Origin of the sequence: Acinetobacter larvae (assembly GCF_001704115.1) — a bacterium.
GTDB lineage: Bacteria > Pseudomonadota > Gammaproteobacteria > Pseudomonadales > Moraxellaceae > Acinetobacter > Acinetobacter larvae.
Genome location: NZ_CP016895.1, coordinates 3660995 through 3681744 on the forward strand (window position 1 = coordinate 3660995; position 20750 = coordinate 3681744).

17 protein-coding genes are annotated in these 20750 nt (G+C 42.5%); 10 read left to right on the top strand and 7 right to left on the bottom strand.

Annotation, left to right across the window (positions count from 1 at the left end; translation table 11 throughout):
* Positions 1–131: 131 nt before the first annotated feature.
* The 4 genes from BFG52_RS17395 to BFG52_RS16205 form a co-directional block, all read right to left on the bottom strand.
* Positions 132–272: a hypothetical protein gene (locus BFG52_RS17395; RefSeq protein WP_323807457.1), complete on the bottom strand. Its 141-nt coding sequence runs from the start codon at positions 270–272 to the stop codon at positions 132–134.
* Positions 272–2569, bottom strand: a complete 2298-nt coding sequence (locus BFG52_RS16195) for a TonB-dependent siderophore receptor (protein WP_267284030.1) — start codon at positions 2567–2569, stop codon at positions 272–274. The genes BFG52_RS17395 and BFG52_RS16195 overlap by 1 nt, the downstream gene beginning before the upstream one ends.
* Positions 2570–2736: 167 nt before the next feature.
* On the bottom strand, positions 2737–3627 hold the full coding sequence (locus BFG52_RS16200) for a FecR family protein (RefSeq protein ID WP_067558708.1): 891 nt from the start codon (positions 3625–3627) through the stop codon (positions 2737–2739).
* Positions 3620–4141, bottom strand: a complete 522-nt coding sequence (locus BFG52_RS16205; protein ID WP_067558713.1) for an RNA polymerase sigma factor — start codon at positions 4139–4141, stop codon at positions 3620–3622. The genes BFG52_RS16200 and BFG52_RS16205 overlap by 8 nt, the downstream gene beginning before the upstream one ends.
* A 320-nt stretch (positions 4142–4461) precedes the next feature.
* On the opposite strand from BFG52_RS16205, the gene BFG52_RS16210 reads away from it, so the two are divergent.
* The 3 genes from BFG52_RS16210 to BFG52_RS16220 all read left to right on the top strand — a co-directional run bounded on the left by BFG52_RS16210 (position 4462) and on the right by BFG52_RS16220 (position 8579).
* Complete coding sequence (locus BFG52_RS16210) at positions 4462–4950, top strand: sigma-70 family RNA polymerase sigma factor (RefSeq protein WP_067558716.1); 489 nt, start codon at positions 4462–4464, stop codon at positions 4948–4950.
* A 36-nt stretch (positions 4951–4986) separates the two neighbouring features.
* The gene (locus BFG52_RS16215) at positions 4987–5991 is read left to right on the top strand and encodes a FecR domain-containing protein (RefSeq protein WP_067558720.1); all 1005 of its coding nucleotides are present in this window, start codon (positions 4987–4989) and stop codon (positions 5989–5991) included.
* Positions 5992–6125: 134 nt separating this feature from the next.
* Entirely contained in the window at positions 6126–8579 is a 2454-nt protein-coding gene (locus tag BFG52_RS16220; RefSeq protein WP_067558723.1) for a TonB-dependent siderophore receptor, read from the top strand.
* Positions 8580–8728: 149 nt separating this feature from the next.
* Here BFG52_RS16220 and bioB read toward each other — a convergent pair whose 3' ends face one another.
* The 3 genes from bioB to BFG52_RS16235 form a co-directional block, all read right to left on the bottom strand.
* Positions 8729–9721, bottom strand: a complete 993-nt coding sequence (gene bioB / locus BFG52_RS16225; RefSeq protein WP_067558726.1) for a biotin synthase BioB — start codon at positions 9719–9721, stop codon at positions 8729–8731.
* Positions 9722–9857: 136 nt separating this feature from the next.
* On the bottom strand, positions 9858–11549 hold the full coding sequence (locus BFG52_RS16230) for an AMP-binding protein (protein WP_067558729.1): 1692 nt from the start codon (positions 11547–11549) through the stop codon (positions 9858–9860).
* Between the two features lie 92 nt (positions 11550–11641).
* On the bottom strand, positions 11642–12277 hold the full coding sequence (locus BFG52_RS16235) for a TetR/AcrR family transcriptional regulator (protein ID WP_067558733.1): 636 nt from the start codon (positions 12275–12277) through the stop codon (positions 11642–11644).
* A 146-nt stretch (positions 12278–12423) separates the two neighbouring features.
* Here BFG52_RS16235 and BFG52_RS16240 point away from each other — a divergent pair, with 146 nt between their 5' ends.
* The 7 genes from BFG52_RS16240 (at position 12424) to BFG52_RS16270 (ending at position 20669) form a co-directional block, all read left to right on the top strand.
* Entirely contained in the window at positions 12424–13596 is a 1173-nt protein-coding gene (locus BFG52_RS16240; RefSeq protein WP_067558736.1) for an isovaleryl-CoA dehydrogenase, read from the top strand.
* Between the two features lie 48 nt (positions 13597–13644).
* The gene (locus BFG52_RS16245; RefSeq protein ID WP_067558740.1) at positions 13645–15261 is read left to right on the top strand and encodes a carboxyl transferase domain-containing protein; all 1617 of its coding nucleotides are present in this window, start codon (positions 13645–13647) and stop codon (positions 15259–15261) included.
* Between the two features lie 8 nt (positions 15262–15269).
* Positions 15270–16061 (top strand): enoyl-CoA hydratase-related protein, encoded by a 792-nt coding sequence (locus tag BFG52_RS16250; protein WP_067558744.1) that lies wholly within the window; start codon positions 15270–15272, stop codon positions 16059–16061.
* 53 nt (positions 16062–16114) lie between these two features.
* A complete protein-coding gene (locus BFG52_RS16255; protein ID WP_067558747.1) occupies positions 16115–18103 on the top strand; it encodes an acetyl/propionyl/methylcrotonyl-CoA carboxylase subunit alpha in 1989 nt (662 codons plus the stop codon).
* Positions 18100–18993 carry a hydroxymethylglutaryl-CoA lyase gene (locus BFG52_RS16260; protein WP_067558750.1) on the top strand — a complete coding sequence of 298 codons (894 nt, stop codon included), beginning with the start codon at positions 18100–18102 and terminating at the stop codon, positions 18991–18993. The genes BFG52_RS16255 and BFG52_RS16260 overlap by 4 nt, the downstream gene beginning before the upstream one ends.
* Positions 18994–19194: 201 nt before the next feature.
* On the top strand, positions 19195–19695 hold the full coding sequence (locus BFG52_RS16265; RefSeq protein ID WP_081408733.1) for a sigma-70 family RNA polymerase sigma factor: 501 nt from the start codon (positions 19195–19197) through the stop codon (positions 19693–19695).
* Positions 19692–20669, top strand: coding sequence for a FecR family protein (locus BFG52_RS16270; protein WP_067558758.1), 978 nt, complete (start codon positions 19692–19694; stop codon positions 20667–20669). Before BFG52_RS16265 ends, BFG52_RS16270 begins: the two co-directional genes overlap by 4 nt.
* The last annotated feature ends 81 nt before the right edge of the window (positions 20670–20750 follow it).

Sequence of the window (20750 nt, forward strand, 5' to 3'; positions counted from 1 at the left end):
CACATATTGGTGAAAAAGATAGTCAAAAAATAAGTAATAGTTGATGGGATTATAATTGTGCACATGATCCAATCCAGTTTTGGCTAAATGAACAAACCCTGCTGAGTAAAAGCAGGGTTAAGAAAAAACCATTAAAACTTATAAGTTAAACTCGCCGTGATATTACGGTCATCTCCCCATGTATTAAAAACAGAAGCTTTATATTTTTTATTTAATAGATTGTTGATGTTTAAACTAATTCCAATATCATCGTTCATTTGATAACGTGTCATTAAATTAACCAACCAGTACGCCTCTTGACGTGTATAAGCCATAGTAATAGGATCATTTGCCCATGGAGAATAGAACTCACTTTGCCATTGTACCCCACCCCCATGGTTAGTTTGTTCCATTGATAAGTGGTAAATAATTTAAAGGTATCTTCTGGTATTTGTGTGTTTAGCGCCTTACCGTCTCGATCTTTGGCATCGGTATGCGTATAACCGGCATTGATATTCCAGTTGGGTAATACTTCACCCGAAACAGAGAACTCATAGCCTTTAACTGTCACACCATCAACCGCTTTATAGGCTTGTTGCGTTGTCCCAGCAATAAGTTTATCGCCATCTTGAATAGCATAGTTATCTTGTTGCATATCAAAATATGCTGCCGCCAGATTTAAACGTTCATCATAAAAATCAGCTTTAATCCCCACCTCGACATTATTACCTTCTACAGGATCAAGAAAATTATTATTCACATCTTTACTAGATTGCGGGTTAAATATTGAGGTATAGCTACCGTAAATTGAGAAATTTTTATTAATATCAAAAATCAACCCAAAATAGGGCGTCAATATACCAGATTCTTTTTGTTCACTACCTTCGGTCTTACGTTCCCAATAACTCAATCGTGAACCCACAATCAATTTTAAAGAATCTAATAATTGCAACTTCGCAGCAGCAAATGTACCAAGTTGTACTTCATCGACAATATAACGTTTTCCACTTTTTTGAAAACTCGCTGGTTTGGTCATATGACCATTCCAACCGGTAACGGGTACGATTACTTTAACCTCTCTATAGTAAGGATTGTCCGATTTAGTGCTATATCCATTTACGCCAAAACTAACGCTGTGTTGTTGTCCAAATGCATTGAATTTGCCAGATGTATACACATCTAAAGCATGTACCTCTGGAGAAGTCTCATTTCGCCCCATCACAACTAACATTTCCCCTGGCTGGAGGGTATAACCATCCCAAGTTGTATACGTTGAATCCATTACGATTGCCGAACCTGCTCCTCCAAATTCCTGTTCTTGAGAAACTTTAGAAAAACTATAATTGGCAATACCTTGCCAGTCATCATTAAATTGATGCTCTAATCCTAGAAAAATATTCAATTTCTCTGAATCAAAATATGACCAATCTGTGGTTCGATTATCCTTGCGACCGTAAATCGTCTGTGGTTGAGGCGGAGTATCTTGCGTTACAAAAGGAAAGCCCCCTAATTCAGAATCATCCAATTTAATTTGTTGTAAAGTAATGGCACTGGTGAGTGTGGTTTTTTCGGATAAATCTACATCTAAGGCACCATAAAACAAAGCATTTTGACGATGATAACGCTCTTGTTGGTTACCGCCTTGTTCATAAACTGCTACCGCACGACCACGAATTGAGCTGTCGTTATTTAAGCCGCCACCAATATCAACTTCACTACGATAATTATCCCATGATCCAGCTGATACGCGGACTGAACCACTTAAGTTTTCAGTTGGACGCTTACGTACATAATTGATACTACTACTCGGATTCCCTGAACCACTGGTTAAACCTGTCGCCCCCCTAATGATTTCAACACGTTCATAAATACCGGTGTTTTCCAGACCAACCCCGTTTCCGACGCCACTGCTACTTCCACCAAATGATGCTCCAGATGTTGGAATACCATCACGTTGGTAGTTATTAATCACAAAACCACGAGAAAAATATTGCGAATTGCCAGAACCTTCCTGACCTTGTTTAATACTAGTTATACCTGGCGTCTGCGCTAAAATGGCAGCAGCACTGGTAAGATTCTGATCTTCGATTTGCTGACGCGTAAAAACAGTTATACTTTGCGGTGTTTCTTTTAGTGTTAAAGCCAGTTTTGTTGCTGCTGTGCTGGATTTAATCGTATATGATTTTTCATCTTCTGCTTTTACGGTAATCACAGGTAACTGTGCTATGTTCTGATTAATGTCGTTATCCGTACCCATATCATGGGCTTGCGCTTGGGCTGCAACAATAGAAAATTTATGATCTGCAATTTTTTGAATTTGTAAGTTTTTGCCTTTTAATAATTGCTGTAGTGCTTGTTCAACAGTGATCTTTTGATTTAATGCATCAGACTGATAATTATTTACAGCTTTCGTCACAAATAAAATTTGTGTACCACTTTGCTGTGCCAAGCTTTGTAATGCCAAATCTAAACGTTGCGCAGGAATCTGCAAAGAGTAGCTCGTATCTGCCCATGTTGGATTTCCATATAATGCGGCAGCTAATATCAACGTGATACGTGTTAAACGTAAATTTAATGTATGTTCGATCATTGATTTTTCCCCGAGATATTCGATTTATCGACACATTTTTGCGCCTATATTTTGTATGTCGTTTGGGGAGTCACAGTTGTACACTACTTTTAAAAATATTTTAAATTTTTCTCATCAGCCCTTTTCTTTCCAATCGTTCGAATAAACAGCCAGACAGAATGTCAAATCTATTTTTTTGCAATCATAATCGAACCATCCGCATGATCAATCAGTCTGACGGGTGCAAAATTGGGTAAAGTGCGTATTAATTGCATACGCTGTGTTAAATCTGCCTGACCAGAAATTTGTAGTTGCGCAAGTTCATCCGATTGAATACTGACAGGTAAATCACCATAGCGTTTTAATTCGACGAGCACATCTGCCAGTGTCTGATTATTAAAATAGTAATATCCCTTTTGCCATGCGATTAACTGTTGCACATCCTGTGATTGTACAGCTGTAAGTTGTCCTTGTAGCGTCGCAATACTCTGCCCCGTCATTAAAATTGTGGACTGTTGTTGATCCGCTGACCACACTTGAACTTGCCCTTGTACCACTGAGATTTGTGCATCATGTTGTGTTAGTTTACGCACATTAAAGATGGTGCCAATATCTTCAATCCGAATATCACCTGCTTGGACTTCAAAACGGCGCTCTGCCCAAGCGAACCACTGATGCCATACTGCATGTTGCACCTGAAAGCTTGCTTCACCTTGCTGTAATTGAACCGTTTTAGAAAATAGGCGGTAATTGACTTGTAATTGTGTGGCGGTATTGAGTTGAACTCGACTGCCATCTGAAAGCACATAATCTTTCAGTTCACCCACGTCTGTACTGAATAGCTGTTTTTCATAAATTGGATTCCACCAATATACTCCACCCAATGTCGCTAAAATAAGCAGGGATAAAATCTTTTGCTGATGTCGTCGTTGTTTTTTCTGCCGTTCTAAAGCCGCCTGAATAATTTCTTCGGGTTGAGGAAGTTGTGCAATCAGTGCATCTTCAAAAGGTTCTAATGCTCCTTGTATCTGTCTTCGTTTTTTGACCCGTTCTGAATCCTGCTGTCGTTTATTACTCATCGTGCACCAATAAAACAGGTAACATTATTTTAAAGGCTTTTGCCAGATAGCGAGCCACCATACTTCTTGATAAATTTAGCTGTTCTGCCACCTCATGTTGAGGGTAATGATGGAGTTGCGTCAGAATAAAAATATCACGACAGTTTTCTGGTAATTGCTGAATTGTTTTTAATAGAATTTGTTCTCGTTGCTTTTTGACAAATTGTAGTTCTGGTGAGGTGAGCATGTTGCCATGTGATCTCGCATAATCTTGTGATTCCTGCAAAGAATCCACCCATTCTTGGTTATGCTTTTCTTTACGATAAAAATCTATTGCAACACGCAAACAAATGGTGCGTAAAAAAGCCATTGGACTTTGAATTTCATCAGACTGTATTGTTTTTTTTAGAATCCGAATGCAGGCTTCCTGTACCACTTCCTGAGCAAATTGGCGGTCACCAAAACGATAGCTAATATAATTAACCAGATCGTCATAATACATGACCAATGCCTCAATCAAAGTTTTTTTTTTCATTTTGATAGGGATACAATGCATATAAATTTGAATGAGAATTATAATCAATTATGATTGTATATACAATGCAGTTTCATGCTAAGCAACGGTATTTGTGCAAATCGCTTTGCCAGATATTTTTATTATATTTCAAGCTACTACCTTTTTAAGGCAGAGCTATATTTTTATGGGAGCATCGAACTGAGTAGACCGGATCGAATAAACAGAATGATTCCGTAAATTTGCGCGCCCATCAAACTTAGTCATTGAATGAATTGCATCGGTAAAAGAACATCGTTAACATTGAGAATCATTATTATTTAACAAATGTCAGTCCGACTATGGCAAATCTTGTTGAACATCTTTATCAAGATCACCACCAATGGCTTTATCAGTGGTTGACTAAGAAAATGCCCAATCAGCAGTTTGCTGAAGATATTGCTCAGGATACTTTTGTTCGCTTACTGAAAAAGAAAAACCCCATTGATCCCAGAGAACCACGTGCTTTACTGTTAACCATTGCCAAAGGCATGGTGAGTAATTTTTATCGCCATCAAAAAATAGAAAGCAGTTATCTGGAGTTTATGGCGAGTTTACCGGAAGAATATGCACCAGATCCTGCAACGCAGGTGATGTTATTAGAAGCAGTGATTGCATTGGATCAGCGTTTAAATGGTTTAAAGCCAATGGTCAAACAAGCATTTTTACTCACGCAATTACAAGGTATAAGCCAAGCAGAAACCGCCAAACAGCTCAATATTTCTATTGCCACGGTGCAGCGTTATATTATTCAGGCATTACATCAATGTTGCTTTAGTGATTTGCTGTAGTTTATGCTTTTATTTCCTATGCACATGGTTTAAGGGATGCCCAATAAATCAATTCTGCCAGAAAATAGTGCAGCCCTTCCGCTCGAGATTACCCAACAAGCAACAGAATGGTATGTACGTTTGCAAGACGATCAATTTAGCGAACAAGACTACGCCGAATTTCAATGCTGGTTGCAACAAGATTTACGCCATCAACAAGCATGGCAATGTTTGCAGCAATTTGGGTTATCTCTGGCAAATATTAAACATCCTTTATTCGCCCAAGCCATGGCTGCCATTGAGCAAAAAGAGCATGCTCGTCCGCATTACAGTTTAAAATCATTGCTTGGGCTATTGATATTTACCGGCGCTATTTGGGCAGTATACCAAGCACAACAGCAGCAATTATGGCAACAGTGGCAAGCAGATTATAAGACCAAGGTTGGACAACAAAAACAGATTGAGTTGGCAGATGGTTCTAAAATTATTTTAAATACCAATAGTGCGATTAATGTGCATTATGACCATTCCCAACGCCAAATCGAATTAATCAAAGGCGAGATTTATATTGATGTTGGGCAAGATCTACAACATCGCCCTTTCTCGATTCAAAACCGTGATGGCATTATGCAGGACATCGGCACGCGTTTTCATGTACGGCAAAATCATAACCACACCCTCCTTGCTGTCTCCGATGGCGAAGTAAAAGTGACCACCAAGTTGTCGCAGCATAGTGTGCATGTTTTGCCTCAGCAGCAAGTCCAGTTTGATCAACATCGCCTAGAAAATATCACGCCACTCAATAGCCAATACACGGCGTGGACACACGGTACACTCAGTGTATATAGAATGCCGTTGATTGAGTTTATCAGCGAATTAGACCGTTATTCTCCTACTAAATTGCGTTATGACGACAGTATTCAACAGGCTGGATTAGAAGTTTCTGGGGTATTTCCGATACAAGATCCAGAGAAAGTTCTCCATTCACTTGAACAACAATTACCGATTAAAGTTGAAGCGGAGTTTTATTATTGGAAAAAAGTTTCTCTGGATAAAAAATAAATTTATATATAAATCATTATCTTGAATTATATTTTGCAATTTTTTTGAATTTTTTTTTAAATTTATTGAGGTGTTTGCGATGGCTTAGGGGGCATAGGGAATGAGAGAACAGTTTTACCTATGGGAATCAATCAATGAAGCAAACAGGGTTTAAAGCAAAGACGCTTGGTGTTGCGATCAGACATAGTTTTATGGCGTTATCATTATTGGGAATTGGGGTGAGTAGTATATCTGTACATGCCAATACCGAACTGCGACAAGAGATTCAAATCCCTGCAGGGTCGTTGGCACAGGTGGTTCATCAATTTGCCGAACAGACCGGTATTTTATTGCACTATGATGCCCAGCTTGTGGATGCCAAGCGTAGTGCCGGTTTAAATGGGCATTATGATATAGAGACAGGTTTTAGGGCGCTGCTTGCCCCTCATGGTTTACAACTGCATAAAACAACAACAGGTTATAGCATTGTTGCCATAGCATCGACATCGCCGCAAGCTGGTGAGATGGTTCAATTAGAACAAATCGATCTTTATGCAACCCATTCGAATACACAGCCTGCTGCAGAACTGCCAGTGATTACCCTAAATGCAGATTCAAGTACCACAGAAGGTCGTAATTCCTATACAACCCATAAAATGCGTACCGCCACCAAACTCAATTTATCTATTCGCGAAACACCGCAATCGGTCACTGTCATCAGTCATCAGTTGCTCGAAGATAAAAAAATAGATGATTTTGATACTTTGATGAAAAATGTAACCGGTATAAGAGTAGATAAAGGCGTCTTAGATAGTCGAGCATCGTATTGGTTAAGAGGTTTTAGCCTTGATTATTATCAAATGGATGGTATTCGCATGGCAATCAATGACCTCACGATGAATAACTATAATATGGATAAATTTGATCGAGTCGAAATTGTAAAAGGTGCCAATGGGCTAACAAGTGGTGCTGGGAACCCTGCGGGTGCCATTAATATGATCAGAAAACATGCGAATGCAAAAGTATTTCGTGGTGATATCGATCTCAGCGCAGGAACATGGAATACTTATAAAATTAAAACAGATATGCAAGCACCCTTGGATAGTGAAGCCAATATAAGAGGCAGACTGGTGCTCAGCCATAAAGAGACCGATACCTTTAAAGATCGGGTACATAATGAAAATGATTTGATATATGCCGTTGTCGATGCAGATCTTAGTGATACTACCCAGATTTCAGCAGGTGCCAGCTATGAAAAAGACGATTTAGATGGCGATTCAAATAACTTACCAGCCTTTTATAGCGATGGAACGAAAACAAATTTTAGTCGCTCTAAAAACTTTTCACCGAGTTGGAGTTCTTGGGATACCGAAAGGTATTCCTACTTTTTAGACCTTAAACAGTATTTGCCCAATGATATATTGCTCAACGTCATTTATACCCATAATGATATTAAAACCAAAGATAGGCTAAATGGTTATTTAACGGTGTGGAATGGTCTAAATAAAGATGGTACGGGATTAGATTATAGCTGGATGTATGCACCACAGGATATCCATGAAGACAATATCGATATTTACGCCGCGATCCCCTTGCAACTGGGCAATAGACAACATGAAGTCATTGCTGGATTTCAATACAATAAACAAAAGACTAAACAAACATGGAAAGGTGATGGGGATATTCCGATAGAAAATTTTCTCACACAAAATGGCAGTGAAATAAATAGACCGATCACGACAACATCTGTTCCTGGTTTTATCAGTGACAGTCAACAAAGCGCTTTCTATCTAACGGGTAAATTTGAGCTTCGCAATGACTTAAAACTCATTCTTGGTGGGAGATTAACAAACTATGATTTTAATGAAGTAAGTTCCAGATTTAACCAATATACAAAATACAATTTTAAAAATGAGTTCACACCATTTGTAGGCTTGGTTTATGATTTCAATCAAAATCATTCGTTTTATGCGAGTTATACCGATATTTTTAAACCACAAAATGCCAGAGACCAAGAAAATAAGCTTTTAGCCCCAGTGCTCGGACGAAACTATGAGCTAGGTATTAAGGGTGAGTATTTGGACAAAAGATTAAATACTTCACTGACTTTATTTAGAATAGAGCAAGACAATTTTGCAGAAGATACTGGGATAAAAAACCCATCAGGTAATAATATTTATGAGTCCAAAAATGGTGTTGTTTCAAAAGGTGTCGAGTTAGAAATATCTGGGAAAATTACAGACCATTGGGACTTAACCGCAGCAATTGTAAACTTTGAAGCAAAAGACGGCGATGACAATAAGTTCAATACCAGAGCACCCAGAACTAATCTCAATATTTTTAGCAAATATCGTATCAATGATTTTAGTTTTGCTGCGGGCGTCAATTGGAAAAGTGATAGTTATATTGGTTCTGGAAGCAAAAAAGTATCGCAAGATGCTTATGCAACCGTCGATCTAATGGCTTCATATAACTTTTCTAAAAATTTAACCGCACAGCTTAATATCAATAACGTGTTTGATAAAAAATATTATTCTGGATATTCAGCCAATGCCTATGCTTATGCAGACCCCATGCATGGCATCTTCAGTTTGAAATATAAATTTTAAGCTTAGGGCATTATATGATCTTATGCTCCATCCGCTGCTGGTACAGGCAGAGGATGGGCTGATGTTTTGCTTGCTACAACCTGCTATAAGCTGCTAAAAGCCAAGCTTGAAGAGCATAGTCCATCGTAAAAACTGCAATTCTTCAAGGGTTAAGCCACAGCCATGGCATCCACCGCCAAGTTGGCTAAACTGGGTTTGGCAGGTTCGACACCAAGCCCCAATTTGGCAAATAGCGCCTGATCACGGCTCTCACCTGCATTGGCTGTGGTCAGAAGTTTCTCACCAGAGAAGATCGAGTTGGCACCTGCCATAAAGGCCATGGCTTGCTCACTATCGCTTAAAGACTCACGCCCAGCCGAAAGCCGAATATAACTTTTCGGCATAAGCAAACGTGCCACAGCAATGGTGCGAATCCATTCTATAACATCAAGCTTTTCGACATCTGCCAAAGGCGTTCCTGCAATGGGCACCAATAGATTAATAGGAACCGACTCTGGATGCAGCGGCAAAGTTGCCAGTTCATATAATAGCCCAATGCGATCTTGACGATTTTCACCGAGCCCGACAATACCGCCACTACAAACTTTTAAGCCTGCATCGCGCACATGACTGAGCGTATCGAGACGGTCATCAAAAGTACGTGTGCTAATAATATGAGAATAATATTCACGTGAGGTATCGAGGTTATGGTTGTAATAGTCCAGTCCGGCTGTTTTTAATCTCTCAGCTTGCGAGGCATTGAGCATGCCCAGTGTCATACAGGTTTCAAGCCCCATGGCTTTGACCTGTTGAATCATGTCGAGCACATAGGGCATATCACGTTCATGTGGATTACGCCATGCTGCCCCCATACAAAAACGTGTTGCGCCTGAGGCTTTAGATTCTTGCGCTGCTTGAATCACTTTCTCAATGGCAATTCTTTTTTCGGTTGCGAGTTTGGCATCATAATGCGCCGATTGCGCACAATATTTGCAGTCTTCAGGGCATTTTCCTGTTTTGATAGATAATAAAGTACTGACCTGAATCTGATTGGCGGCAAAATATTGGCGATGTAATTGTTGTGCTTGGAATAATAAATCCATCAAAGGTTGTTGGTAGAGTGCGTGTATTTCTGTACGTGACCAATCATTGCGAATGTCCATCGTGCTCTCCCTTATTGCATTGTTTTGGGTGAATTGTTTTGGGTGAATCGTTCTAAAACAGTGTTGCTCCAGATGCCGAGATCATGGGCCTAGATGCTGCATGATGCAGTGCCAAGCCCTGATCAGCGCTATGGGTTTAATCAAATATTTCTACATGCAAATTGAGTTCCAATCGCATAATTTCTTGCAGTTTAAATTTTTGCGCCTTGCCCGAGGCTGTGAGTGGAAACTCGTGAAAGAACTTGATATAACGCGGCACTTTATTATGTGAAATATGCAGTTTACAGAAGGCACGAATGCTGTCTTCATCGCTGCTGTGCTGTTCATGCAAAATAATACAAGCACACAGTTCCTCGCCATAGCGAGGGTCAGGCAAACCGATGACCTGTACATCGCATACCGCAGGATGGCTATAGAGAAAATCCTCGATTTCTTTGGGAAATAAATTTTCTCCACCACGGATCACCACATCTTTGATACGACCTTTGATTTTGACAAAACCGTCTTGATCCATTTCTGCGATATCACCAGTATGCATCCAACCCGCAGCATCGATCACTTCTTGGGTTTTTTCATGATCATCCCAATAGCCAGCCATGACGGAATAGCCGCGCACACACAGCTCCCCCAATGTTCCCCGTGGAACAATCTCGCCGTGTTCATCGACAATTTTAATCTCGATATGTGGGTGGACATGACCGACCGTACTCACGCGTTTATCGATTGAATCATTGATATAGCTTTGGGCACTGACGGGTGAGGTTTCCGTCATGCCATAGCAAATCGTGATTTCAGACATATGCATCCGCTCAATGACCCGCTGCATGATTTCTCGTGGACAGGGACTCCCCGCCATGATGCCTGTGCGTAAGCTGGACAGATCAAATTGATCAAAGTCTGGATGTTCAAGCATGGCAATAAACATAGTCGGTACGCCATAAGCTGCGGTACATCGTTCTTGTGCAATGGTTTGCAGCGCAGCTAAGGGATTAAATACCGCAGCTGGATAGACCATGGTTGCGCCATGGGTTATGCAGGCTAAGTTACCCATGACCATACCAAAACAATGAAATAAGGGCACAGAAATACAAACTCGATCTTGTTCGCTGAGGCGAATCCCCTCCCCGACAAAATAACCATTATTTAAAATATTATGGTGCGTCAACATGGTGCCTTTGGGATTCCCCGTAGTACCAGAGGTAAATTGAATATTAATGGTTTGATCAAACTGTACTTGTTTACTGAGGAGATCGAGTTGCATCAGTTGTTCTGGATTGGGTGGGCTGAGCAGGTCTTGGAAACGATGTATTCCACGATGCACTGTGGCATCAATTTTAATGACATGGCGTAAGTGCGGTAAGCGACTGGCATGTAGGATGTTGTGCTGGCTATCTGCCAATTCGGGGGCAATATTGCTGAGAATTTCTTGATAATCCGTACTTTTAAATTGACTGGCAATCACCAAAGCTTGGCAAGCAACTTTGTTCAGTACATATTCAAGTTCATTGCTTTTATAGGCGGGGTTGAGATTGACCAAAATAATCCCAGCCTTAAATGCCGCAAACTGGGTGATGGTCCACTCCACACAATTGGGTGACCAAATCCCTAGGCGATCACCTTTTTTTAAGCCTAAAGCCAGTAAGTTGCAGGCTAAGGCATTGACCTGTTGTTGTAGCTCGCGATAACTCAAGCGTTGATTTTGATGGACACTAATGATCGCCTCTTTGTTGGCATATTGCTGACATGCCTGATCAAATTTCTCGCCAATCGTCATTCCCAGCAGGGGTTGCGAACTTGTTCCTGAGGCATAACTCGGTAGTGGTTGCATAGAATCTCTCTCCTTGATTCTTTTTTCATTTTGGTTGTTTAGCTCTTTAGGCTTGCAACGCCAACTACCTTTCTCAACTGCTTTTTTTTGTGTTATGAATCCTGACGATCTGATCTTTTTTGCACAGCAGCAACACAAAAATCAGCAATTTGTTTGGAAAAGTAGTCTTTGTAGTCGGGGTCAAATTTGGTATTTTGCGCAGGGTCTAAAGGTTCAATGGCCACAAAGGTCATGGCACCAACCACGCATAATGCGCTGCTGTTTAGATCGTCAAAATCAAACGCAACACTTGCTTTTCCATCTGCAAGTATTTTTTTAATGCTTTTTTTAATCAACTGCTTCACACGAAACCGCTCCAGTTCAACATGAGAATCTAAGGGTTCGAACATCAGTGAATAGGCCAGTTGAGGGCTATTTAAAGCCCGTTTTACAAAAGTCGCAACAGCTTTATGCAACTTTTCTGCAGGCTGCAGCGCACTGTCTGCAATGCTGTCTATGACTTGTAGTTCGGTTGTGATGGCATCTGACAGGACTTCAACCAAGACCTGACTTTTGCTGTCAAAGTAACGGTAAACCAAACCACTTGAAACCCCAGCACGTTCTGCAATGGTCTGTATTTGTGCGTCTTTAAATCCTCCCTCTGCGATTAAGCTTCTCGCAGAATCTAAAATCGCAAGGCGATTTTGCTCCATGCGCTCTTGCATCAAAGATGATCGTTTATAGCTCATAATTTTATTCTCCACCAAACAAAATGAATTGTAAATCATTTTATGAATTAATATTCACTTTTTTAAAAAATCACTGTAAGGTATCCATGAAGTCGCCATTGCATTGGCATAGGGAACAACAAATATAACGAACAGGATGAAATCGTATGAACCTACACAGTATCAATTTTGGTCTAGATGAAACACTGCTTGCACTACGAGATTCAGTTGCTGCATTTTGTGCCAAAGAAATTGCCCCCATTGCCCAGCAGGTTGATCAAGACAATTTTTTCCCTGCCCATCTATGGAAAAAGATGGGCGATATGGGCTTACACGGCATGACCATTTCAGAAAACTATGGCGGAACCAATTTGGGTTACTTGGCGCATATTATTGTGATGCAAGAGATCTCTCGTGCCTCTGCCGCCATTGGTTTGTCTTATGGCGCGCATTCTAACCTATGTATTAACCAAATTAATCGTAATGGCAGCGAACAACAAAAACAAAAATATCTGCCCAAATTGGTTTCAGGTGACGCTGTTGGTGCGTTGGCGATGTCTGAACCCAATGCGGGCTCGGATGTGGTCAGTATGACGTTACGGGCGGAACAAAAAGGTGATTGCTTCATACTCAATGGCTCCAAGATGTGGATTACCAATGGCGGTGATGCTGATGTATTGGTGGTTTATGCCAAAACAAATCCACAAGCAGGTGCCAAAGGCATAACGGCTTTTATTATTGAAAAAGGTATGCCGGGCTTTAGTCATGGTAGCCATTTAGACAAATTGGGCATGCGTGGCTCCAATACCTACCCGCTGTTCTTTGACAATGTTGAAGTGCCAATGGAAAACGTCATGGGTGGTGTTGGCAATGGTGTCAAAGTCTTGATGAGCGGTTTGGACTATGAACGTGCTGTACTCAGTGGCGGACCACTCGGCATTATGGATGCCTGTTTAGATATGACCATCCCCTATTTACATCACCGTGAACAATTTGGACAGCCATTGGGTGAGTTCCAATTGATGCAAGGCAAATTGGCAGATATGTACTCGACATGGCTGGCATGTAAAGCACTGGTCTATGCAGTGGGTGCTGCCTGTGACCGAGTCGATCATGATCGTAGCCTGCGTAAAGATGCTGCCAGTGCCATTTTATATGCTGCCGAAAAAGCCACTTGGATGGCTGGTGAAACCATTCAAAGTCTTGGCGGCAATGGCTATATCAATGAGTACCCTGCAGGTCGTTTATGGCGTGATGCCAAACTCTATGAAATTGGTGCTGGTACTTCAGAAATTCGTCGCATGCTGATTGGACGTGAACTTTTTCATGAAAATAAATAAACGCAGATTCATGAAAGTAAATAAGCACGGATTAGAGGAATGATGAGCATGAATCAATTACACAGTACCTTAAATAGTCGTAGCGAAGACTTTAAAAATAACCAATTGGCGATGCAAGCTTTGGTCGATGACCTACAGCAGTTGGCAGGAAAAATCACCTTGGGTGGCGGAGAAAAAGCACGGCAGAAACATCTAGACCGTGGCAAATTATTGCCGCGGCAACGGATTGAGCAGCTCATTGATGTTGGGACAGCCTTCTTAGAAATTGGACAACTGGCAGCCTATGGCGTGTACGAGGATGATATTCCCGCAGCAGGTGTAATTGCGGGTATTGGGCAGGTCAATGGCATTCCCTGTATGATCGTGGCCAATGATGCCACGGTCAAAGGGGGCACGTATTATCCCCTTACCGTGAAAAAACATTTACGCGCACAGGAAATTGCCGAACAAAACCGATTGACCTGTCTTTATCTGGTCGATTCAGGCGGTGCCTATTTACCATTACAAGATCAGGTTTTCCCCGATCGTGATCATTTTGGTCGTATCTTTTATAACCAAGCACGCATGTCCAGTCAGGGCATCGCTCAAATTGCAGTAGTGATGGGAAGTTGTACTGCCGGTGGGGCTTATGTACCTGCCATGTCAGATGAAACCATTATTGTCCGTAATCAAGGCACGATCTTTTTAGGCGGTCCACCCTTGGTCAAAGCAGCGACGGGTGAAGTGGTCAGTAGTGAAGACTTGGGCGGCGCCGATGTACATACTCGCCTTTCTGGCGTCGCGGATCACTTGGCTGAAAATGATGAGCATGCACTGGCGATTGCACGTCAGATTGTCGCCAATTTAAATTTAAACAGTAGCGCATTGCAATCCAATCTACATGCACGCGATATCGATGAACCTCTATTTGATGCCAAAGAGCTCTATGGCGTGATTCCCAGCGATGCACGTAAACCGTTTGATGTACGCGAAGTAATTGCCCGTATTGTTGATGGTTCACGCTTTGATGAGTTTAAGGCTCGTTTCGGTACAACCCTGATCACTGGTTTTGCCCATTTATATGGTATGCCGGTGGGCATTATTGCCAATAACGGTATTTTATTTTCAGAGTCTGCCCAAAAAGCTGCGCACTTTATTGAGCTGTGTACTCAGCGCAAGATTCCTTTGTTATTTATTCAGAATATTACGGGCTTTATGGTTGGACGCCAGTATGAAAATGAAGGTATTGCCAAACATGGCGCTAAATTGGTGATGGCTGTTGCGACCGCCAATGTGCCGAAGATTACCTTGATTATTGGTGGTTCTTTTGGTGCGGGCAACTATGGCATGTGTGGTCGGGCCTATTCACCACGGTTTTTATGGACTTGGCCCAACGCACGGATTTCAGTGATGGGCGGAGAACAAGCTGCCAGTGTGTTATCGACACTAAAACGTGATCAGATTGAGCAAAAAGGTGGGCAATGGTCTGTAGCAGAAGAAGAGCAATTTAAACAGCCTATTCGTGAGCAATATGAGCAACAAGGACATCCTTACTATGCTTCAGCACGCTTATGGGATGATGGGGTGATTGACCCTGCACAAAGCCGTCAAGTTTTGGCACTGAGCTTGGCAGCAAGTTTGAATGCCCCGATTCAAGCAACACAATTTGGCGTATTCCGAATGTAGAGGTGTTTATGCAGACACAAATGTTACAACTCGAACAACAGGGCGCTGTTGCCTATCTTTGGTTAAACCGACCTGAGCTGCACAATGCCTTTAATGCCGAACTGATTGCAGCATTACATCAGCAATTGCAGATGCTCAATCAACGTGATGACATTCGTGTGGTGGTCTTGGCTGGGCGTGGCAAAAGTTTTTCAGCCGGTGCCGATTTAAATTGGATGAAACAAGCTGGGCAAGCCGCAAGCGCAGAGAATCAAGCCGATGCATTTAAACTAGCTGAAATGTTAGCGACATTGGCAACGTTGCGGCAACCCACCATTGCACGTGTACATGGTGCGGCATTGGGCGGTGGTCTGGGCTTAGCAGCGGCTTGTGATATCTGTGTAGCCAGTGCTGCTGCACGTTTTGCCACCTCTGAGGTCCGTTTGGGCTTAGCACCTTCGACCATTAGCCCCTATGTCATTGCCGCAATAGGCGCACGGCAGGCATCGCGTTATTTCCTGACCGCAGAACGTATTTCTGCTGAGCGTGCATATGAGATCGGTTTAGTACACGCCTTGAGTGATGCGGAACATCTCGATCAGACACTTCAGCAGTTGATCAAGGACTTATTACTGGGCGGACCACAGGCACAGCATGCCTCGAAGCAATTGATCCAACAGGTTCGTCAGCGTGACGTCGATCGTGATTTATTACAATACACCGCACAGCATATTGCCGCATTAAGACAAGGTGCAGAAGCCAAAGACGGCTTGCAGGCTTTTCTCCATAAACAACAGCCGAGATGGGTTATAGGCGAGTAATTCGCTCGCCAGAACCAAGACTCTCGCCAGAAAAAAAGATTAAGGATGATGCTATGTTTAAAAAAATTCTCATTGCCAACCGTGGTGAAATTGCCTGTCGTGTGATTCGCACTGCACAAAAGTTGGGCATTGCCACCGTTGCGGTATATTCAGATGCCGATGCCAAGGCACAACACGTCCTGCTTGCAGATGAAGCGATTTATATCGGTGAATCCCCTGCTGCACAAAGTTATTTACAAGTCGAACGCATTATTCAAGCCGCTTTAGACACAGGCAGTGAAGCGATACATCCAGGTTATGGCTTTTTATCTGAGAATGATCAGTTTGCCTTGGCCTGCGAGCAACATCATCTTTGTTTTATTGGTCCGCCAGTTGCAGCAATTTTGGCGATGGGTTTAAAGTCGACCTCTAAAGCCTTGATGGAAAAAGCTGGTGTACCGCTCACACCTGGTTATCATGGTAGCAATCAAGATGCTGATTTTCTTAAGCAACAAGCCGATGCCATTGGCTATCCGCTCTTGATCAAAGCCAGTGCCGGAGGTGGCGGTAAAGGCATGAGCTTGGTTGAGCATAGCGCAGACTTTTTACAGGCTTTAGCATCATGCAAACGGGAAGCTAAATCGAGTTTTGGCAATGATGATGTTTTGATTGAACGCTATGTCATACAGCCTCGACATATCGAGGTACAGATATTTGGCGATCGCCATGGCAATTATGTGCATTTATTTGAACGTGATTGTTCAGTACAACGTCGCCACCAAAAAGTGCTAGAAGAAGCACCAGCACCGCAGATTGCAGAAGAAAAATTAACCGTAATGCGTCAGGCCGCAATAGATGCTGCACGTGCGGTGAACTATGTTGGTGCCGGCACGGTCGAGTTTATTGTGGAACAGGACGGTACAGCCTATTTCATGGAAATGAATACCCGTCTACAAGTGGAACATCCTGTAACCGAGATGATTACGGGTCAGGACTTGGTTGAGTGGCAATTACGGGTCGCCTACGGTGAGCCACTGCCCAAACTGCAACATCAACTACAGGTTCATGGTCATGCCTTGGAAGCACGTATCTATGCTGAGCAACCCGATCAAGACTTTTTACCAGCCATTGGACGGATCGACTATTTACATTATCCAGCACAAAATGCTTATGTACGTGTAGACAGTGGCATTGTGCAAGGCGATGAAATTACGACCTATTATGATCCAATGATTGCCAAGTTAATTGTCTGGGGTGAAAACCGCGAAGCAGCCTTGGTACAAATGCAACATGCACTCAGTCAATTTCATGTTGAAGGGCTAGGCAATAACATTAGTTTCTTGCGCCGTATTATCAGTTGTGATGCTTTTCAACAGGCTAAGCTCGACACCAATCTCATCCAGCGTGAACAACACTTTTTATTTCAACCGCAACAGCGCCATGCGGCTCATTGGGTGACTGCGGCATTGATCGAGTTACTCTGCCAGTTCCAGCAACATCGCAGCACACAACACCCCTTATGGTTGGCACAACCATTTTGGCGACTGAATCACGTGAGTCGTCATCGTATGGTCTTTCAGGATGGTCAACGTGAGGCTGAAATCTATTTGAGTCCAACTGCGCATGGTTTTATCGCAGAGTATGGCAAGCAGCGTTTCCAGATTTCGGGGCAGTTGCTCGATGCCAACCGCGCCAAGGTACAACTAGATGGTGTCCAAAAAACCGTGGCATTTCATCGTAACGCTACAGCAATTACGCTCTTTGATGCGGGCGAAAGTTATGGTTTCCATGCTCTAAAAGCCAACTATGGTCAAGGCGATAACCAAGCCGCAGAAGGTCATTTAACAGCACCTATGCCTGGTGTGGTTACCCAAGTCTTGGTCAGTGCCGATCAAGCCGTGAAAAAGGATGATGTATTGCTTACCCTTGAAGCCATGAAAATGGAATATACCATTCGGGCACCACAGGATGGCGTGATTGCAGAAGCTTACTTTCAGGTTGGTGATCAGGTCATGGCTGGTGATGAGCTCATTGCCTTTGCAACGGCGGAGGATGTGGCATGAGTGAATCCGTTAAAATTGTAGAGGTTGGACCTCGCGATGGCTTACAAAATGAAAAGCAAAACTTAACCGTAGCGCAGCGCTTGGCGTTTATTCAGGATTTAGTTGCAGCAGGGTTGAAATATATTGAGGTGGGATCTTGTGTATCCCCCAAATGGCTGCCGCAAATGGCGCAAAGTACGGATTTATTTCAGTTACTTCCTACTGATACTGATTTACACTTTAGTTTGCTCACCCCCAACTTAAAGGGCTTTGAGGCTGCCGCTGCAGTAAATTGCCCTGAAGTGGCGGTATTTACTGCAGCATCAGAAAGCTTTACCCGTAAAAACATCAACTGCTCCATTGCTGAAAGCTTTGAAAAATTTGCTGACGTAATCCAAGCCGCCAAGATGAAAAATATGCGAGTGCGTGGTTATGTATCGTGTATGGTGGATTGCCCCTATGCAGGAGCCATTGCACCCGAACAAGTTCGTGATGTGGCAAAGCGTTTGTATGATATGGGCTGCTATGAAATCTCCTTGGGTGAAACCATCGGTACAGCAACGCCAGATCGGGTGGCCAAGGTCTGGGATTGCTGTCTGGCAGAGCTAGATGCAGCTGTTCTTGCAGGGCATTTTCACAATACCTATGGCATGGCGATAGCAAATATTTATCAGTCTTTACAACAAGGTATACGTATCTTTGATGCCTCCTTAGCAGGACTGGGTGGCTGTCCTTATGCCAAAGGGGCTTCGGGCAATGTCGCCACCGAAGACGTCTATTATTTACTCAGCCAGCTGGGCTATGAAACTGGTATTGATGTAGAGCACTTGATGCTAGCAAGCCGCAATATAAGCCAGACCTTACAGCGTAAAAGTTTATCGAGCTATGCCAATGCCTATTGGGCACAATAATATGGTGCAAGATGGCTGAATATGACGAAGTCTATGGACTAGCTGTACAGGCTGGGGATAATGCACTAAGCCTAAGATGGCGAGGCATGGACCTATGGCAAAAAACACACTAGATCATAGTCAAATTTTCCAGTAGGTCATTTGTTTAAATATTAGAATATCGTTAGAATTGAGAATCGTTATTATCTTAAGACTATGATCATGTCTGGTACTGAGGTTGAGCATCTCTATCAAAACCATTATGCGTGGTTACATGCATGGTTAAAAAAGCGCCTAAACAATAGCCATACCGCAGCAGATTTGGCGCAAGATACCTTTGTGAGAATTTTAAGCAAACAAGACAAGCTATACTTTGATCGACCACAGGCTTTATTGACCACCATTGCTCGCGGTGTGCTGGTCAATTGGCTACAACGTCAAGCCATTGAGCAGGCATATTTAGAGGTCTTGGCGGCACAACCCGAGCAATGTCTGCCCTCTCCTGAACAACAATTACAAAGTATTGAATCTTTAGCTTTAATTTTTAAAGTCTTGGCAAGTTTACCAGAACGGCAACAGCAAATTTTTATTTACTCACAGCTTGAGGGTATGAAACAACAAGAGATTGCCCAGCGACTGCATATTTCGGTACGCACCGTGATCCGCGATTTATCGCAAGCGCTAACGCATTGCCTCAGTGTAATTCACCAAGAACTACCATGAAAGCAACCGATATTCCTGCGCAAGTTTTTAGTCAAGCTGTGGAGTGGTTACTACGCCAGCAACAAGCCCCTTTCAGTGCAGATGAACAGCAAGAATTTCAACAGTGGTTACAGCAAAGCGAACAACATCAACGTGCTTGGCAATGTGCCGAATATTTAACCGAATATTTAAATAACAGTCTAGATCAGTTGGCACCACAACAGAGCAGCAATGTTTTGCAAAAAGCAGGTCAGTTACAACATCAGCAACTGTTGCGCCTCGGCAAATTGCTGTTATTGACGGTGGTGGTGAGTGGCTTGGGATATTGGGGCTGGCAGTCAGATTTAGCTTATGCGGTATTGGCTGAATATCGTACCCAAGTTGGGGAACAAAAACTGATTCATCTCAGTGATGGCAGTCAGGTCTATTTAAATACCGATAGCGCGATGGACACGCAGTTTAATCCGCAACAGCGTTTGTTAAGTCTGCATTATGGTGAGATTCAAATCCGCACTGCCAAAGAGCATCGTGCACAAAAACGACCATTTCGTGTGCAAACGCCATATGGCACCTTGGAAGCCTTGGGGACAGTCTTTAATGTACAACAATTACAGCAGCAAACTTGTGTGGCTGTTTTGGAAAGTGCAGTGAAGATTAGCCCCTTGCATTTAGCACCGATCATTGTGCGGCAGAATCAGCAAATTTGTTTTAATCAGTCAGCTTATCAACCGATACAGCAAATCCAACTCAATACCCAACAATGGCAAAGCGGTTTATTTAGTGCCTATGATCTACCCTTGCCTGCTTTTGTTGAACAAATGCAACGTTATCATCGGGCTTATTATCAGCTAGATCCTGCGCTTGCGCATTTGACAATTTCTGGTTCTTATCCGCTCACCGATCCACAAAAAACTTTAGAATTATTACAACAGACCTATCCGATTAGCATCGAACAGCACCTCAAAGGTTATGTCATTCGTATGCAAAAGCGCTAAATCGACAGATATTCCTATGCTTTCTACCAGCGCTCAGCTTTATTTTTAAAATATAAAATTAATAATATCAATTATTTATGT

Excerpts from the sequence above, each read along its gene's own strand:
- BFG52_RS17395 (WP_323807457.1), bottom strand. The coding sequence starts at position 272 with ATGACACGTTATCAAATGAACGATGATATTGGAATTAGTTTAAACATC.
- BFG52_RS16195 (WP_267284030.1), bottom strand. The coding sequence starts at position 2,569 with ATGATCGAACATACATTAAATTTACGTTTAACACGTATCACGTTGATA.
- BFG52_RS16200 (WP_067558708.1), bottom strand. The coding sequence starts at position 3,627 with ATGAGTAATAAACGACAGCAGGATTCAGAACGGGTCAAAAAACGAAGA.
- BFG52_RS16205 (WP_067558713.1), bottom strand. The coding sequence starts at position 4,141 with ATGAAAAAAAAAACTTTGATTGAGGCATTGGTCATGTATTATGACGAT.
- BFG52_RS16210 (WP_067558716.1), top strand. The coding sequence starts at position 4,462 with ATGGCAAATCTTGTTGAACATCTTTATCAAGATCACCACCAATGGCTT.
- BFG52_RS16215 (WP_067558720.1), top strand. The coding sequence starts at position 4,987 with ATGCCCAATAAATCAATTCTGCCAGAAAATAGTGCAGCCCTTCCGCTC.
- BFG52_RS16220 (WP_067558723.1), top strand. The coding sequence starts at position 6,126 with ATGAAGCAAACAGGGTTTAAAGCAAAGACGCTTGGTGTTGCGATCAGA.
- bioB (WP_067558726.1), bottom strand. The coding sequence starts at position 9,721 with ATGGACATTCGCAATGATTGGTCACGTACAGAAATACACGCACTCTAC.
- BFG52_RS16230 (WP_067558729.1), bottom strand. The coding sequence starts at position 11,549 with ATGCAACCACTACCGAGTTATGCCTCAGGAACAAGTTCGCAACCCCTG.
- BFG52_RS16235 (WP_067558733.1), bottom strand. The coding sequence starts at position 12,277 with ATGAGCTATAAACGATCATCTTTGATGCAAGAGCGCATGGAGCAAAAT.
- BFG52_RS16240 (WP_067558736.1), top strand. The coding sequence starts at position 12,424 with ATGAACCTACACAGTATCAATTTTGGTCTAGATGAAACACTGCTTGCA.
- BFG52_RS16245 (WP_067558740.1), top strand. The coding sequence starts at position 13,645 with ATGAATCAATTACACAGTACCTTAAATAGTCGTAGCGAAGACTTTAAA.
- BFG52_RS16250 (WP_067558744.1), top strand. The coding sequence starts at position 15,270 with ATGCAGACACAAATGTTACAACTCGAACAACAGGGCGCTGTTGCCTAT.
- BFG52_RS16255 (WP_067558747.1), top strand. The coding sequence starts at position 16,115 with ATGTTTAAAAAAATTCTCATTGCCAACCGTGGTGAAATTGCCTGTCGT.
- BFG52_RS16260 (WP_067558750.1), top strand. The coding sequence starts at position 18,100 with ATGAGTGAATCCGTTAAAATTGTAGAGGTTGGACCTCGCGATGGCTTA.
- BFG52_RS16265 (WP_081408733.1), top strand. The coding sequence starts at position 19,195 with ATGTCTGGTACTGAGGTTGAGCATCTCTATCAAAACCATTATGCGTGG.
- BFG52_RS16270 (WP_067558758.1), top strand. The coding sequence starts at position 19,692 with ATGAAAGCAACCGATATTCCTGCGCAAGTTTTTAGTCAAGCTGTGGAG.